Source organism: Paraburkholderia nodosa (assembly GCF_001718195.1).
Lineage (GTDB): Bacteria > Pseudomonadota > Gammaproteobacteria > Burkholderiales > Burkholderiaceae > Paraburkholderia > Paraburkholderia nodosa_A.
Window position 1 is genome coordinate 1 of sequence record NZ_MCNV01000033.1, and the last position, 16,377, is coordinate 16,377.

Annotated in this window: 13 protein-coding genes and 1 pseudogene; 2 read left to right on the top strand and 12 right to left on the bottom strand. The window is 68.3% G+C overall.

From position 1 onward, the window contains the following. Positions 1 to 235: pseudogene (locus BFD71_RS33875) on the top strand (IS481 family transposase); the annotation flags it as partial. Positions 236 to 403: 168 nt separating this feature from the next. Here BFD71_RS33875 and BFD71_RS33880 read toward each other — a convergent pair. From BFD71_RS33880 to BFD71_RS33890, 3 genes are read right to left on the bottom strand one after another with little or no spacing between them, the layout of a single operon-like run. Then, entirely contained in the window at positions 404 to 1,249 is an 846-nt protein-coding gene (locus BFD71_RS33880) for an anti-sigma factor family protein (RefSeq protein WP_069268593.1), read from the bottom strand. Continuing rightward, complete coding sequence (locus tag BFD71_RS33885; protein WP_069268594.1) at positions 1,246 to 1,764, bottom strand: sigma-70 family RNA polymerase sigma factor; 519 nt, start codon at positions 1,762 to 1,764, stop codon at positions 1,246 to 1,248. Before BFD71_RS33885 ends, BFD71_RS33880 begins: the two co-directional genes overlap by 4 nt. 55 nt (positions 1,765 to 1,819) lie before the next feature. Beyond that, positions 1,820 to 2,551: a hypothetical protein gene (locus BFD71_RS33890; RefSeq protein WP_069268595.1), complete on the bottom strand. Its 732-nt coding sequence runs from the start codon at positions 2,549 to 2,551 to the stop codon at positions 1,820 to 1,822. A 266-nt stretch (positions 2,552 to 2,817) separates the two neighbouring features. Between BFD71_RS33890 and BFD71_RS33895 the strand changes: the two genes are divergently transcribed. Continuing rightward, positions 2,818 to 5,010, top strand: a complete 2,193-nt coding sequence (locus BFD71_RS33895; RefSeq protein ID WP_083245620.1) for a hypothetical protein — start codon at positions 2,818 to 2,820, stop codon at positions 5,008 to 5,010. A 12-nt stretch (positions 5,011 to 5,022) separates the two neighbouring features. On the opposite strand, the gene BFD71_RS33900 is transcribed toward BFD71_RS33895, so the two are convergent. From BFD71_RS33900 to BFD71_RS33940, 9 genes are all read right to left on the bottom strand, one after another. After that, positions 5,023 to 6,021 (bottom strand): diguanylate cyclase, encoded by a 999-nt coding sequence (locus BFD71_RS33900; protein WP_176732995.1) that lies wholly within the window; start codon positions 6,019 to 6,021, stop codon positions 5,023 to 5,025. A 184-nt stretch (positions 6,022 to 6,205) separates the two neighbouring features. Continuing rightward, positions 6,206 to 7,231, bottom strand: a complete 1,026-nt coding sequence (locus BFD71_RS33905) for a chemotaxis response regulator protein-glutamate methylesterase (RefSeq protein WP_069268596.1) — start codon at positions 7,229 to 7,231, stop codon at positions 6,206 to 6,208. Beyond that, a complete protein-coding gene (locus BFD71_RS33910) occupies positions 7,228 to 9,522 on the bottom strand; it encodes a hybrid sensor histidine kinase/response regulator (RefSeq protein ID WP_069268597.1) in 2,295 nt (764 codons plus the stop codon). Before BFD71_RS33910 ends, BFD71_RS33905 begins: the two co-directional genes overlap by 4 nt. Beyond that, positions 9,519 to 10,223 carry a chemotaxis protein CheW gene (locus BFD71_RS33915; RefSeq protein WP_069268598.1) on the bottom strand — a complete coding sequence of 235 codons (705 nt, stop codon included), beginning with the start codon at positions 10,221 to 10,223 and terminating at the stop codon, positions 9,519 to 9,521. The genes BFD71_RS33910 and BFD71_RS33915 overlap by 4 nt, the downstream gene beginning before the upstream one ends. After that, entirely contained in the window at positions 10,216 to 11,694 is a 1,479-nt protein-coding gene (locus BFD71_RS33920; RefSeq protein WP_069268599.1) for a CheR family methyltransferase, read from the bottom strand. Before BFD71_RS33920 ends, BFD71_RS33915 begins: the two co-directional genes overlap by 8 nt. Then, positions 11,691 to 12,185, bottom strand: a complete 495-nt coding sequence (locus tag BFD71_RS33925; protein WP_069268600.1) for a chemotaxis protein CheW — start codon at positions 12,183 to 12,185, stop codon at positions 11,691 to 11,693. The genes BFD71_RS33920 and BFD71_RS33925 overlap by 4 nt, the downstream gene beginning before the upstream one ends. Positions 12,186 to 12,198: 13 nt before the next feature. Continuing rightward, positions 12,199 to 13,872, bottom strand: a complete 1,674-nt coding sequence (locus BFD71_RS33930) for a methyl-accepting chemotaxis protein (protein WP_069268601.1) — start codon at positions 13,870 to 13,872, stop codon at positions 12,199 to 12,201. 335 nt (positions 13,873 to 14,207) lie between these two features. Next, positions 14,208 to 14,876: a TetR/AcrR family transcriptional regulator gene (locus BFD71_RS33935; RefSeq protein ID WP_069268602.1), complete on the bottom strand. Its 669-nt coding sequence runs from the start codon at positions 14,874 to 14,876 to the stop codon at positions 14,208 to 14,210. Between the two features lie 120 nt (positions 14,877 to 14,996). Continuing rightward, positions 14,997 to 16,295, bottom strand: a complete 1,299-nt coding sequence (locus BFD71_RS33940; protein ID WP_256095033.1) for an MFS transporter — start codon at positions 16,293 to 16,295, stop codon at positions 14,997 to 14,999. Between the last annotated feature and the right edge of the window lie 82 nt (positions 16,296 to 16,377).

Below are 16,377 nucleotides of genomic sequence, written 5' to 3' on the forward strand. Positions count from 1 at the left end.
CAGTGCGCACCGGTATCCGGAGACACTGCCGCCGATCGAATATCGCAGCGACGACACGGTGGTACGCGTGGGGTGGAATGGAGAACTCCGTTTCCGGTGCCGGTGTTTCAAGGTTTCAAATGCGCTGCACAAGCTGCCGGTTGCGGTGCGCCCCAGCGCAGGAAGCGGCAACCGCTATGACCTGTTTTTCCTGCATCATCATTTCGGAACCATCAACCTGGACCATCCCGAATGAGCGGATCATGTGTTACCCATGTCCCCGCACACCTGTTACCCATGTTTCCGGTCCATACACGGCTGCAAAGAAAAGTAGGTGCCGCCCCGCACAGGGGCAACGCATGCACACCGACGCGAACACAAGGAAAGGCCAACGCGGCCAGGAACAACGACAAAAAACCAACCCTCACCGCGGCGTCAGCTGCGCATAAACATCATGCGCAAGCTGCAGCAACGCCTTACGATCGATCCCCCCGGAAAGCGCATACCCAAAGTCGCCATCCACCCAATAAAACACATTCACAGGCCCATCCTGATAGAGCTTGAACGCGGTGGTATTGGCGCTCGCCTTGCGGTGCGAGATACACAGCGTCACCCGCTCGCCACGCGCATTGTGATACATGAACTGCGCGACTTCACCGCCGTCGTCGGCCGGCAACAACCGCCCACCCGAAAGCTCGAACCCGCTCTTCGAGAGCATCGGCGCGCGCACGTTGGTGCCGAGCCGGTTCGCGAGCCACTTCACGAAGTCCTGCTCCTGACTGTCGTCCATCGTGTCGGGACGCGCCACCGTCGGCATGTAGACCACGTGCGCAAGCGCCGCTTGCTGCGCAAAGCGCATGGTGCCATCCGCGCTCACCGCGCGCAGTTCGCCGCCGCCAGCCGCGCCTGCGGGTCCGCCCGTGCCGCTCATGCCGTAATGCATGCCCCACCCGATGCCCACGCCCAGCACGAGCGCCGCCGCGAGGCCCGCGAAGCGCGGCCAGTTTGCCGCCGGGCGCGCATTTCGCACCGCTTGCTGCGCGGGCTCAGGGGCGGCCACGCGCAGGCGCGCAGGCAGCGGCTCGTTGAGCACGCGGTCGTAACGCTCGTGCAGCAGATTGTTCAGCGCGAAGAAGTCGCTCGCGCGCGCGGCAAGCTCGGGGTTGCGCTCGAGCTCGCGCTCCACGTCGGCGCGACGCGCCTCGGAAAGCGTGCCGTCCACGTAGGCGTGGATCTCGTCTTGCGTGACTGGATTTTGTTGCTCGCTCATCGCACCACCTTCAGATTCGCACGCGGGACGGAACCGGCCATGAGCGCCCGCAAGCGCTCACGTCCCCTCGACAGACGCGACATGACCGTGCCGATCGGTATGTCGAGCGCCAATGCGACATCGGCGTAGCTCATCTCCTCCAGTCCTACCAGAAGCACCACCTCGCGCTGCTCCACGGGCAGACGCTGCAGCGCAAAGTCCAGATCCCGCACTTCGAGCGCACCCGTCTGCGCGGCGGGCACGGCGTAGTCGGTTTCGGGCACGCTGTCGTCGTCGACGGAAACGTGGGCCCCGCGTGCCGCCGACTTGCGCACCTGGTTCACGAACAGGTTGTGCATGATCGTGAAGAGCCAGGCGCGCAGATCGGTGCCCGAACGGAACAACTCCGTGCGGGCGATGGCGCGCTCGAGCGTGTCCTGCACGAGGTCGTCGGCAAGCTCGCGGTTGTTGATCAGCGCGCGCGCGTAGCGTCGCAGGCGCGGCACGTGTTCTATCAGCTCGTCACGGATGTCCATGTTTCATCCTGGATTGCCGCAAGGGTCATTGCGCGGTTTGCATCCTCGGGCGGGTTCACGATCCTTCGCCTTCGCGCGCCGGCTGCGCGGCGAGCGTCGCGAGGTCCGCCGCGCGCATCAAGCCGCGCGTTTGGGCGTTGCCCGCGAGCACCCAGCGCGTGCCGTGCTCGCGCCACATCAGGAGCCGCAGCGGCCCCGCGCGGTGTGCGCTCCACTGCGGCGCCGCGCCGGCCAGCCACGCGCGGCTCGCGAGCAGCACCACGCGCTCGCCCTGGTAGTTCTCGTACACATAGCGCTGCGCACTCGCAAACGGGCCAACCCGCACTTCGCCACCGCCGAGAAAATGCAGGCCCGCCGCGCCGAAATCGAACGGCGCACGCGCCGCGCCCGCTTCCAGCGCCTCCGGCTGCCCGTTTTCGGCTTCCATCAGCGCCATCACCGCGGCGTTGTTCAGCACTTGTTGCGACGGCTCCGTCACGCCGATCCACGCCACTGCGGCACCCGCCATCGCCAGCGCAGCCGCGAGAGCGATAGCGTAGCGCAACGCCCGCCTGCTCCGGGCTGGCGCGGCGCGCGAGTGCGGCGTCTGCGCGGGCCGGGCCGGGTAAGCATCGCGGATCTGGGCGTTCAGACGCCGGTAGAACAGGATGCGATGCCATTCGCCGGGCTTGCCGGCGAGGTAACGCCGCACGTGCGCCGCCTGCGCGCCGGCAAGCGTGCCGTCGCTATAGGCCTGGATATCGGCTTCGGAAACCGGCGGCTCGTCGAGCGGCCCGCGAAACTTCATGATCGTGAATCGACGTTGATTAGGTGGCGATGCGGGGGCTAACGCGCGGCGAGACCGGATTATTCCAGCAGGCGGCGAAATTCCCCTTTTGCGTGGCGCTCGAGCGACTTTGCGCCCCGCGGGCGGGCCATTCATCGCATCCGCATAAAAAAACGCCACATTACCCGCATTGAATAATATTTGAATTATTTCCTTAAAAGCGCATGCGAGCATCACGCCCAACTGCCGCGCATCCTGCGGCATGTTCGTAATTGACGGGAATTCAAGTGAAAAATGCTGCTCGCCTCATTGCCTTGTCGGTAGCGCTGCAAGGTCTCGCCATTCAACCCAGCGTTGCGCAAAGCACGCTCAACTACACCACGTCCTGGATCGGCAACAGCTTCGGTTTCGGCGACGGCAAGTGGATGCAGCAGGACGTACAGGCCATCGCCGTCGCGCCCGACGGCACCGTCTACGCGAACGCCCCCTGGGACGAAAGCGGCAGCGAGATCGGCGTCTACCGCGGCGCCGACAAGCTCGCGGTGGCCGGCAACACGCATGGCTGGGGCAATGCGGGCGGCGACGCCATCGCGGCGAACAGCACCTATGTCTATGCCGCGATGTCGATCGGCAACCAGAGCAATGCTCTCGTGGGCGCGGACTATCCGCCCGCCAACCAGACCTGGTTCGGCGTGACGCGCCGGCTGCGCTCGAACGTGGCGCAGGGCGCGCCGTTCGCGAGCGGCATCGGCAACAGCGCGAACGCGACGAAAAACAGCTTCCTGCGCGTGCTCGCCGCCGCGAGCAGCAGCGACGGCGCCGTGCGCGGCCTCGCCGCCACCGACGCCGAACTGTACGTTGCCGATACCGCGGACAACCGCATCGTGGTCTACGACGCGCAAACCATGCGTCAGCTGCGTGCTTTCACCGTGCCGACGCCGGGCCGCATTGCGCTGGCCACGGACGGCACGCTCTGGGTGATCCAGGGCATGCAGGACGCGAACGGCCCGAGCATCGGTCACTACCGCAAGGACGGCACCGCGCTCAACGATGCACCCGTGCTGCCTGCGGGCACCGTGCCGACCGATCTCGCCTTCGCGCCTTCCGGTCAGCTCTCGATTGCCGACAACGGCCCTTCGCAGCAGATTCTGCTTTACGCCCGCTCGTCGAGCGGCCAGTTGGCGGCCGCGGGCACGCTGGGCACGCGCCAGGGCATCTTCCACGTCGTGGAGGGCACGCCCGGCGACTGGCGCTTCAACGGCATCACCAGCATCGGCTACGACCAGGCGGGCAACCTGTACGTCGCGCAGAACGGCCAGGGGCCGCGACCGTACGGCACCGCGCTGGTCGGCCAGGGAGCGGTGCTCGAGAGCTACGCGATGGGCACGCGCACGCTGGGCTGGCGCCTCGACGGCCTGACCTTCGTCGATGCCGCCGCCTTCGACCCCGCCAACACCGCCAACGTCTTCACCGGCTCGAAGCGCTTCACGCTCGACTACAGCCAGGCGCCCGGCAAGCAATGGACCTATGCGGGCTTCACGCTCAACCGCTTCGTGTATCCCGACGATCCCGCGCTGCACTCCACGCGCGGCGTGCGCGGCTCGCCCATGGTGCGGCGCTTCAACGGCCAGCCATTCCTCTATACGCTCGACCAGTACGCGCACTACCTGAACATCTACCGCTTCTCGAGCGCGACCGATGGCGAAGTCGCGATTCCCTCGGGCCTGCTCGCCCAGAATCCGATGCCGGGCAACTGGCCCGCCGGCCAGCCGACCTACGGCGAATGGATGTGGCGCGACGCGAACGGCGACGGCCACGTGGACGCGAGCGAGATCACCTCGAACCCCTCGACGGGCGCGACCGTCGGCAACGGCTACTGGTGGGTGGACACGCCCGGCAACGTGTGGCTCGCCACGCCGCTTTCGGGAATTCGCGAGATGCCGATGCAAGGGCTCGACGCACAGGGGAATCCGCAGTACACCTATGCATCGTCGAAGATGTTCCCGATGCCGGCGCCGTTCAACCGCATCGCACGGATCGTCTACGTGGCCGAAACCGACACGATGTACATCACCGGCTTCACCGCGAACATTCCGTGGAATGCGTCGCACTGGAAGGAAGCCGGGCCCGTGCTCGCGCGTTACGACAACTGGTCGAGCGGTTCGCCCACGCTCACGTGGCAGGCGTCGTTGCCCTGGAACACGGGCAGCAGCCCGCAAGTGACAACGGTGGGGATCGCCGTGGCCGGCAACTATGTGTTCATCGCGGAGCTCTACACGCAGAAGGTCGACGTATACGACGCGCGCAGCGGCCAGATCGTCGGCTCGATGACGCCCGGTGCGAACGTGGGCAATACGAGCGGGTGGGTGGACATCTATATGGGCATGAGCGCCGCGCAGCGCGATAACGGCGATTACGTGGTGCTCGTGGAGGACGACGCGCGCGCCAAGATCCTGATGTACGACTGGACGCCGGGTTGAGGCGCTGCGCCTTTACGGCCGCCCCGACACGTGCGTGGAGAACGCCACGCGATTGCGGCCGTCGCGCTTTGCGCGGTAAAGCGCGGCGTCGGCTTCCTCGATCAGCGCCGTTTCCGCGAGCCCCGGCGCGGGCGTGAGCGTCGCCACGCCAATGCTGATCGTGAGGTGCTCGCTCACGGCTGAACCCACGTGCGGCAACGCGAGTCCCACCACGTCGCGGCGCATTTTCTCGGCGAGCAGCCGCGCGCCCGCGCTGCCCGTGCCCGGCAGCACCACGGCGAACTCTTCGCCGCCGAAGCGCGCCACGAGGTCGCGCGGCTGACGTATCTCGCGGCGGATCGTCGTCGCCACCGAGCGCAGCACGTTGTCGCCCGCCACGTGGCCGTAGGTGTCGTTATAGGGTTTGAAGTAGTCCACGTCGATCATCAGCAGCGACACTTCGGTGCGCTCGCGCTCCGCCCGCTTCCACTCGGCGCTCAGGAATTCGTCCAGGTAGCGCCGGTTCGAGAGGCCGGTCAGGCCATCCGAATGCGTCAGGCGGCGCAGTTCGAGGTTCGCACGGAGCAGTTCCTGCTGCGAGCGGCGCAGCGCGCGATAGGCCTCGTCGCGCTGGAGCATGTTTACGTAGGATCGCGAATGATATTTCACGCGCGCGATCAGCTCGACGCTGTCCGGCAGCTTGACGAGGTAATCGTTGGCCCCCGATGCGAACGCCGCGCTCTTGATGGCGGGTTCTTCCTTGGTGGAGAGCACGATGATCGGCACGTCGCGTGTCGCTTCGTTCGCGCGGTAGGCGCGCACGAGCGTGAGGCCGTCGGTGCCCGGCATCACGAGGTCCTGCAGGATCACGGTCGGGCGCACTTCCTCGGCCGTGCGCACGGCCTGGTCGGGATGCGCGCAATAGTGGAAGTCGATCTCGCGTTCGCTGGCGAGCGCCCGGCGCACCGCCTCCGCCACGATCGCCTGGTCGTCCACCAGCAGCACCATCATCGGCATGTCGGCGGCGGGCATCGTTTGCTCCAGCGCGCTGCGCACAGCCTCCAGCGCGACGGCGAGCGAAGCGTCGTCGGCGCTGCCGGGGTCGAGATCCGCGTCGATGCCGACGTCCGGCCCGATGCTGTCTGCAACGTTTGCGCTGGTTGGAGGATTGGACTTCTCGGTCATGATATCGGTCGCGTCTCGTGATGGCTGGCATCTAGCCGGCAGGTTGATGCGGGAGTTTCACCCGGCTCGCAAGCTCGGCGGCAATGGCGTCGAGCGGCAGGATCGCGCGCGCGGCGAAGAGCGCCGCCGCCGCTTTGGGCATGCCGTATACGGCGCTCGTCGCCTCGTCCTGGGCGATGGTGTGCCAGCCCTTGGCGCGCATCGCCTTCAGGCCGATCGCCCCGTCGCGTCCCATGCCCGTGAGCAGCACGCCAATCGCCTCGCCCGTCCAGCGCTCGACGAGGCTGTGAAAGAACGTATCGACGGAGGGACGGTAGGGTGTGTCGGCCGGCTCGCGAGTGTAAGCCAGCTTGCCGCCCGCTGTCATGCGCAGATGATCGTTGGTCGCGGCGAGCAGTACGCAGCCGGGCTCAGGCTGCTCGCCCTCGAGCGCGATGCGCACCGTGAGCGGCGTCTGGCCGTCGAGCCAGGCAGCCATGCCCGCGGCGAACGACTGGTCCACGTGCTGCACGATCACGACGCTCGCGCCGAAACCGGCGGGCAGCGCAGCGAGCACGGTGGCGAGCGCGCTGGGGCCGCCCGCCGAGGCGCCGATCGCAATGAGCGGCGCTTTCGGCATGCCGGAAGCGGTGAACGCCGGCGCGCGTGCGGCGAGATCGAGCGCGCCCGACACGCGCCCGATCTGCTCGATTTTCGCGAGCAGCAGGTCCATGGTGCGGCGCGTGTCGGGCCCGGCGAGCGTGGGAGTATCGACAGCATCGAGCGCGCCCGCGCCCATTGCCTCGTACACGCGCCAGGCGTTCGCGCCCACGCTGCTCGTCACGATCAGAATCGGGCACGGCGAGCGCGCCATGATTTGCCGCGTGGCCTCTACGCCATCGACCTTCGGCATCACGAGATCCATGAGGATCACGTCGGGCACCTGTGCCGCGCAGAACTGCACCGCGTCCTCGCCGTTCGCGGCGACCCACACCACGCGATGGCCTGGCCGCGTCGCGATGGCCTGGCGCAGCGCCTCGACTGCTAGCGGCATGTCGTTGGCGATACCGATTTTCATCCCGTCGCCTCTCCGATCAGGTCGTTCACCGCGTCGAGCAGCGCTTCGTCGTGGAAGCTGCCCTTGGTCAGATAGTAGTCGGCGCCCGCGTCGAGGCCGCGCCGCCGGTCGTCTTCACGATCCTTGTACGAGACGATCATCACCGGCACGTTGCGATGCATCGCGTCGCCCTTGATCATCGTGACGAGTTCGATGCCGTCCATGCGCGGCATGTCGACGTCGGTGATGACGAGGTCGAAGTGCGCGTTGCGCAGGGTGCTCCAGCCGTCCATGCCGTCCACCGCCACCGTGACGTCGTAGCCGCGTTTTTCGAGCAGCTTGCGCTCCAGCTCCCGCACCGTCAAGGAGTCCTCGACAACGAGAATGCGCTTGCGTGCGCGCGCCCCATCGTGTGCGCCGCCGCGCGCCACGCCCGCGAGCTGTCCGTCGCGCACGAGACGCGCGACCGACGTCACGATGTCCTCCACGTCGACGATCAGCGCGACCTCGCCGTCGTCGAGCAGCGCCGCTGCCGAGACATTGCGCACCTTGCCCAGACGCGCGTCGAGCGGCTGCACGGCGAGCGTGCGCTCGCCCGCGAAACGGTCTACGGCCACGCCATAGAGGCCCGCCTCGCTGCCCACCAGCACGACGTTGAGGTCTTCCGCGGTCGTGGCTTCGGCACCCGCGCCGAGCAGCTGGCGCGCGGTCACGAGCCCCACGGGCCGGCCTTCGAAGGCAATGTGCTGCTGGCCTTCGAGCATCTCGATCGTGCTGCGCGGCACGCTGAGCGCGCGGCGCACGTGCGCGAGCGGGAACGCATAGGCTTCGCCCGCGACCTCGACGATCAGGCTGCGCACCACCGAAAGCGTGAGCGGCAACTGCAGCACGAAGCGCGTGCCCTGCCCCGCCGCGCTCTCGATGCGCACCGTGCCGCGCACGGCCTTCGCGAAGTTCTGCACGGCGTCGAGGCCGACGCCGCGGCCCGACACGTCAGTAACGGTGTCGCGCAGCGAAAAGCCCGGCAGCAGCAGGAAGTCGAACAACTCGGCGTCGGACATCGCGGCCACGGCCTGGGGCTGCGCGAGCGAGCGCGCGGCGATGCTCGCGCGCAGTGCGTCGAGATCGATGCCCGCGCCGTCGTCTGCTACGGCGATCAGCAGCTTGCCGGCGCTATGGTGCGCTTCGAGCGTGAGGCTCGCCTCTTCCGGCTTGCCCGCGCGCTGTCTCGTTTCGGGGTCCTCGATACCGTGGTCGAGCGCGTTGCGCAGCAGGTGGCCGAGCGGCGCGTCGAGCATTTCGAGGATGTCGCGGTCTACTTGCGTCGACTCGCCGGCAATCGTGAAGCGCACGCGCTTGCCAAGCGAGCGCGCAAGATCGCGCACCACGCGCGGATAGGTGTGCGCCGTGTCGCCGAACGGCCGCATGCGACACTGCAGGGCCTCGTCGTAGAGGCGCTGCGCGAGTTGCGTGCCGCGCCGGTCGATGCGATCGACGTCGTCGAATCGTTCGGATAGCTGACGATCGAGCGACGCAACCGCATGGCGTATTTCCGCGAGTGCGTCGCGCGCGTCGACGTCGAGCGCATCCCCGTGGCGCTCCTGGAACTGGCCCAGCGCCGCGAGCACGTCGCCCTGCGCGCGGCGCGTGCGCAAGAGCCCTTCCGCGAACGGCCGCATGCGGCGCGACTCCACCAGCGATTCGCCCGCGAAGCCGAGCAAGCGGTCGAGCGTGCCGGCGCGCACGCGCAGCATGCGCTCGGCGTCGGCTGAGCGGGGTGGCAGGGGTTGCGCGAGTGGCGCGGGTTCGACGTCGGTGGACGCCACCGCCTCACGCTCCGGCTCGGGCAGACGCAGTGACGCCGCGAGCGCGGCAAGGTCGTCGGTTTCGGGCGCACTTTCGGCGGTGGTGTTGGACACGCTGGGCTGCACCCCACCCTGAAGGCGCGCCGCGAACGCCACGACCGCCTCGTGCGAAAGCGGCGGCGCGTCGGCATCGCCTGCCGCGCTCAGCAAATCGATGCCGACGAGCAGTGCATCGATGCGCGCCGCGTCGATGCGCAACTCGCCGCGCTGCGCGGCCACGAAGCAATCCTCCATCGCGCTCGCCACCTCGACCGCCTCGGGCAGCCCGACGATGCGCGCTGCGCCCTTGAGCGAGTGCGTCGCGCGCATGCAGGCTTCCAGCGTGGCGGCATCTTCGGGTGCGGACTCCAGCGCGAGCAGGCCCGCGGAAAGCGTGCGCGTCTGCGCAGCGGCCTCCTCATGGAAGAGGTCGAGCAGCGAGCGGCGGCTCAGTTCGTCGTCGCTCATCGCAAACTCCTTGCAAGCGCATCGAATAGCACCTCGGCATCGAGCACGCCCACCGAACGCCGGCGCCAGTGCGTCACGCCGCGCACGTGCCGCCCGGCCGACTGCGCGAGCGTGGCGGGCGCGGGCAGGAGCGCGTCGGCGCCGAAGTTCGCGACGCCCTCCACGGCATCGACGGGAAACGCCGTCGTTGCGCCCGCCCATTCGGTCACGAGCAGGCGCGGCGTGGCGGCGCGCGACGGTGCGCCGGGCGCCGCGGCATCGATACGCAGCAGCGCGGCCAGCGATACCGCGAGCGTGAGCACGCCGCGCACGTTCACGACGCCCAGCACGGCGGCGCTGCGCCGGTGCGGCAGCGTGTGGATGGCGCGTGCCTCGTGCACCTGGCGCAGCGCGGTGGCAGGCAGCGCGAGCCACTCGCCGCCCACGCGAAACACGAGCGAGCCTGCCTCGCGCGTGCGCGTGTCCACTGACTCAGGCGCGCGTTCGAGCGCAAGCGCGGTTGGCGCAAGCGGCGCGGGACGGTCGAGCATGCGCGCCGCCGCTTCTTCGAAGATCGGGCAATTCAGGCAGCGCACGCACGTTTCGAGGCGCGGGCACGAGTTGTCGCCCAGCGTGCCGATGACTTTCCAGCACTGCTCGGGCAGTTGCGACGTCGGCACGAGGTCCTGCGCGCGGTCTTGCTCCAGTTCGCGCTCAGACATGCGGGCCTCCTGCGTCCGGTTCGGCACGCTGTGCGACTTCCTGTGCGGCGCGCTGTGCACGGCGCATCAGCCGGCGCGCGCCTTCGGCATCGCCTTGCATTTCGAGCAGCGCCGCCAGATGCGTGAGCGCTTCGTAGTGCGAAGGCTCCAGATAGATGGCCTTGCGATAGTGCGCGAGCGCCGCGGCTGCGCGGCCCTGCGCATCGGCGATCAGGCCTAGCAGGTACCAGGTGCCGGCGTTCTGCGTCAACGCCTGCGCCGCTTGCGTGGCGAGACGTTCGGCCTCGTCGAGCGCGCCGGCATCCGCGAGACGACGCGCGTCGGCAAGCGCGGCTTCGGGCGTGGCGCCAATGGACGGCCCGTCCGCCGCGTGGGCGTTCATCACGGCCGCCGCACGCGGAGCCGGCGCGACGTGCAAGGGCCGCAGCGAGAGCCGCGACGGCGCGGACCCGCGCGCTGCCGCGGCCAGCGGCGCGTCCAATGGTGCAAACACCGGCGCGCTGCCGAATGCGGGCGCCGCTGCCGTGGCGGCAATTACCGGCAGCGGCGTGAGCGCAGGCGGCACGGCGGCCGCCGGGCTCGCCGGATGTTGATGATCCGCCGTCGCGCCGGGTTCCGGCGCGCGAAAACCGAACGCGAGCGGAATATAGGCGGACACCATCTCATGGCGCATCATCAGCCCCGTTTCTGCCGGTCCGACGAAAATCATGCCGCCCGCCGAGAGGCGCGCACGCAGCAGGTCGATGGCGCGGTCCTGCGAGGCGCGGTCGAAATAGATGAGCACGTTGCGGCAAAAAATGAAGTCGTAGCGCACCGGGTGCGGCGCGAGCCATTCGAACAGGTTCGCGCGCTCGAAGGTCACGGCGCGGCGCACCGTCGCGGCGATACGCCATCCGTCCGGCGCCGCCTCGAAATAGCGGTCGCGAAACGCGAGGCCGTCGCCCCGAAACGCGTTGCGGCCATACACGCCGCGCGCGGCCGCCGCAATCGACTGGCCGCTGATGTCGATCGCGTCGATGGCGAACTGCTCATGCGCGAGGCCGGCGTCTAGCAGCGCCATGGCCGCCGAGTACGGCTCCTCGCCGCTCGAGCACGGCGCACTCAGCACGCGCAGCACGTCGCCGGGCTGCGCGGCCAGCCGCTTCGTGCCGAGGCGCGCGAGCGCGGCGAAGGCCTCGCGCTCGCGAAAGAACCAGGTCTCGGGCACCACGAGCGCATCGATCAGCGCCTGGCGCTCGGCAGGCGTGGTCGTGAGACGCTGCCAGTAGGCTTCGCGCGCCCAGTCGGGCAGCGCGGCGCCGCTCATCCACTCCTTGCGCGTGTCGGCCGGATGCAGGTCCGCGTGAACCTCGAGCGTCACTGCCGCCCGAGAGCCCACCGCGCGGGCGAGCGCGTTGGCGCCCAGCGATTCGGCGTCGATGCCGGTTTCCTCGAGCAGCCAGCCGGCAAAGCGCGGGTCGGCCTGTCTCATGGGGCGCCTTGCCACGAAGGCGGATCGGGAAAGAGCAGCGCACGCACGCGCGCATCGAGCAGCTGGGCGACTTTCACCCACTGCACGAAGCCGCGCTCGTCGCGCGCGACGGGCCCGAGCCAGCGCGCCTCGGGCGTGGCAATGCCGCCTTCGGCAAAGCGCTCGGGCGCAATCGACTGTGTGCGCGTCGCGCTTTCGAGCAGCAGCGCGAGGCGGCGCGGCGGCGCATGAGCGGCAGCGGCGCCGGTCGCGGCGCCACCGTCATACACGAGCACGAGCCGCGTGGACATGAGCGTGCGCGCAGGCCGCCCGAGCGCGAGCATCGGCAGATCGACCACGGGCACGGGCGCGCCCTCGTAGTCGATCACGCCGGCGATATACGCGGGCGTGCCCGGAAACGCGCGCACGGGCGCGAGCGGCAGCACGTGCGCAATCTCGCGGGCATCGAGCGCGTAACGCTCGCCGTCCAGTTCGAACACCAGGAAGAGCATCGCCGCTCCCGCGTCACGCCTCGATCCTGAACCGCGACACGCCGGTGCGCAGTTCGTTGGCGACGAGCGTGAGATTGTCGATGGCCTGCGACGACTGGCGCAGCGACTCCGCCGTCTGCTGGGCGGCTTCGGAAAGCTGCGTGAGCGCCTGGGTGATCTGCTCGGCGCTCGTGGCCTGCGCCTGCATGCCGTCGTTCACCACCTGGAAGCGCGGCGCGAGCGTCTGCACCGCGCCGATGATCTGCGAAAGCTGCGCGCCCACGGCCTGCACGTCGTGCATGCCGCGCCGCACTTCTTCCGCGAACTTGTCCATGCCCATCACGCCCGCCGAAACCGCTGACTGGATCTCTTTCACGGTCTGCTCGATGTCGTAAGTCGCGACGGCAGTCTGGTCGGCGAGGCGGCGGATTTCAGTCGCGACCACGGAGAAGCCGCGCCCGTACTCGCCCGCCTTCTCCGCTTCGATCGCCGCGTTCAGCGAAAGCAGATTGGTCTGGTCGGCCACCTTCGTGATCGTCGCCACGACCTGATTGATGCTCACGGCCTTCTCGTTGAGGATGGCGAGCTTGGCGTTCACCGAGCCCGCCGCTTCCATCACGCTGCGCATGGTGTCTTCCATGTGGGTGAGGCCGCTCTGGCTCGTGCTGGCGAGCCCGGCCGACTGCTCGGCCACTGTCGCCACCTCGCTCATGGTGCGCACGAGGTCGCGCGCCGTGGCGAAAATCTCGCGCGAGGTCGCGCCGATCTCGGTCGTGGTGGCCGCCGTCTCGCTCGCGGTGGCCTGCTGCTCTTTCGACGTCGCGGCCACTTCGGCCACCGAGGTCGAGACCTGCAGCGACGACTTTTGCGCCTGGGCGACGAGGCTGGCCAGCTCGTCGCTCATTCGGTTGAAGCCGTCTTCGAGCACGCCGAATTCGTCGGTGCGGTTTAGCGCGAGGCGCTGCGAGAGGTTGCCGGTGCGCATGGAGTCGTGCACATCCACGAGGCGCGCCATCGGCACCGTAATCGCGCGATAGAGCGCGTAACCCGTGGCGAGCGCCGCGAGCAGCACGACGCCCAGCGCCGCGGCAAGCGTAATCTCCGTGCCCGTGACCGAGTTGCGGATGGTCTGCGCGGACTCGTCGGCCTGCTGACGGTTTTCGTCGACGAGCGTGTTGGCCGTGGCGAGCACCTCCTGCCACGCCGGGCCGATCTGCGCAAACGCGGCCTGCGCGGCGGGGCGCGAGGCGGGCAGTTGGCTCACGACCGCCTTCGCCAGCGGCAGATAGCGCGCGTAAGCGTCGCGAAAGCGCTGGAAGCGCTCACGGTCGTCGCTGCGAAAAAGCGTGTGTTCATACTGCCGTGCGGTCTCCTCGACCCGCGCCAAGGCAGCGGGCAGGCCCGACAGGTCGCGGGCCACGCTTTCCGGGTCGGCATCGACGAAGGCCGCGCGTTCAACGAGGCTATAGGTCTGGTTGGCCGCCGCGCGCAGCGAGGTCGCGTAGAACAGGCCCGGCACCGAATCGCTCGTGAGGCTCATCGCCTCGCTGTCGATAGCGCGCAGGCGGTCCCACGAGATCGCGGCCATCGCGAGCATGAGCACGAACAGCAAGCCGAAGCTGAGGACGATGCGTGTGCCGAGGGTGAAGCGAGCCTGAGTCTGTCGAGGCAGGCCGGCTCGGCCGGAACGGGGCATGGCGGTGCTCATTGCGCTAAAGACTCTCCGGTGGCGTGGGCCGGCGCGACCGCCCTGCCGGCGAGGCGGGGCGCGGCTGCGCAGGGCGAGGCCGCGCGCGGCGGCCTTGACCGCCGTAGTGTAATGGGTTTGCGCACTTTTATGGAACAAGCGATGCTAGCGGTCAGCCACGCAGGACGGGGCTTGCCGGGCTTTCGGAGATAAATCTGCAGAGTTCGCCGGGCCTTTTGGCGGCCCGGCGCAGCGCCGCGCGGGGACGCGGGCGCGCCGTGGGCGATGCGTCCCGCATCGGCGGGCGGGCGAGAAACAGCCAAAGCGGCCGGGGCGGCCGCCGCGCAGGGAGCGCTTTACTTCTTGACGAAGCGCAGCGTAGCGTCGACGACCATCTCGCGATGGCGCGCACGCAAGCGCGGATGCGAGGGGTCGCGCCCGAACGCCGCGCCGAACGTGTGGCGGTTACCTACGCGATGAAAGCACATCGAGCTGATGAGCAGGTGCAGGTCGATGGGATCGATGTCTTCACGAAATGCGCCGCTCGCCACGCCGCGCGCGAGCAGGTCTTCGATCGTGCGGATCGCGCTGGCGTTGCGGCTGCGGAAGGTCTTCAGGCGCTCGATGTACTTCGCGCCATGAATGTTCTCGATGGTCACGAGGCGCACGAAGTCGCGGTGGCGGTCGTGATAGTCGAAGGTGAATTCGACGAGCCGCCGCAGGCCTTCCATAGGGTCCAGTTCGTCGATGTGCAGGTCCAGTTCGAGCGCGCGGATGTCGCCGTAGACCTTGTCGAGCACCGCTTCGTACAGCCCTTCCTTGCTGCCGAAGTAGTAATACAGCATGCGCTTGGTGGTGTTGGTGCGTTCGGCGATCGCGTCTACACGCGCGCCTGCGAGACCCATGGCCGAGAATTCGGCCGTCGCCACTTCGAGGATATTGCGCCTGGTCTGCTCGGGATCGTACTTGCGCCGGCTTTCGGATTGAGCATCGTTGCGTTCGGCCGAAGCCGCCGGTCTTGCCATGTTTTTTTGGCCCGCAGCAGGGAAGGAATGCGGGCGATTTTAGCACGCGGGGCGCGGCCCTATAGAAGGTGCCGCGCCCCGCTGTCCCGCCGAAAGCCGCGCGCAGGCGGCCTGCGAGTCTTACAGCTCGATGCGCTTGATATCGCCCACGATGAAGATATACGAGGCCGCGCCGATCAGCGCGATCACGCCGATGAATACGAGCGCCCAGACGAACGAGCCCGTCGCACCCACAATTAGCCCCACCACCAGCGGCGTGATGATGCCCGCGAGATTGGCCGCCAGGTTGAAGATGCCGCCGGTGAGACCGAGCATGCCGGCCGGCGCGATATCCGACACGAGCGTCCAGCCGAGCGCAGCCATCCCTTGCGCGAAGAACGCCACCGAGAGGATCGCGATCACGGCCACGTTGCTGTCCACGAAGTTCGCGAGAATGATCGTCGAGGCGAGCAGCAGACCGGCGATGATCGGCAGCTTGCGCGCCACGTTGGCCGAGATGCCGCGGCGCAGCATCCAGTCGGAGAAGGTGCCGCCGAACATCACGCCGATCGACGCGGCAATGAACGGCATGATCGCGAAGAAGCCGATCTTGAGCCAGCCCATGTGGCGCTCGGTGGCGAGATAGGTCGGGAACCACGTGAGGAAGAACACGAGCGTGGAGTTGCCCGCGAACTGCCCGAGGCAGATGCCCGCGAGCTGACGGCGGCGCACCAGTTTGCCGGCCATGCGCCAGTCGAAACCCTGCTTTTTCGGTTCGCCGGCAGCGGCTTGCGCGTCGGCCTTGCGTTCGTGGCGAGCGAGACCGCCGCCCGCCTCGATGTAGTCGAGTTCGGCGCGGTTGGCCGCGGGGTGCTCGTGCGGCTCGCGATACAGGAACCACCACACGAGGCCGAACGCGATGCCCACGCCGCCCACCACGTAGAACAGCGAGCGCCAGCCATACGCCCCCATCAGCGCGAAGAGGAACGGACTGAAGAACGCGAGACCGATGTATTCGCCGACCGTATAGGTGCCCGTGGCGAATGCGCGCTCGCTTTGCGGGAACCATGTGGCGACCACGCGGCTATTGGTCGGGAAGCACGGCGACTCCGCGGCGCCGAGACCCAGACGACACGCGAACAGCGCGCCCACGCCGCTGATGAAGCCCTGAGCGAGCGTGCACATCGACCAGAGCGTCATCGAGAGCCAGTAGGTGAACTTGCTGCCGAAGCGGTCGAGGAACACGCCGCCCGGAATCTGCGCGACGACGTAGCTCCACGAGAACGCCGAGAACACGAGGCCCATGAGCGCCGCGTTGATGCCCAGTTCCTTGGTGAGCTGCGGCGCTGCGATGCCGAGCACGGTGCGATCGAGGTAATTGATCATCGTGCCGACGGCCAGCAGGCCCAGGATGCGATAGCGCGCTTTCGAGCGGCGCATCGCGCCCTCGACGGGGGCGGCTGCGGAAAGGTTCGGCGCGTCGCCGCGCCCCGTGGATACGGGTGGTGCCATGTCTTCGTCT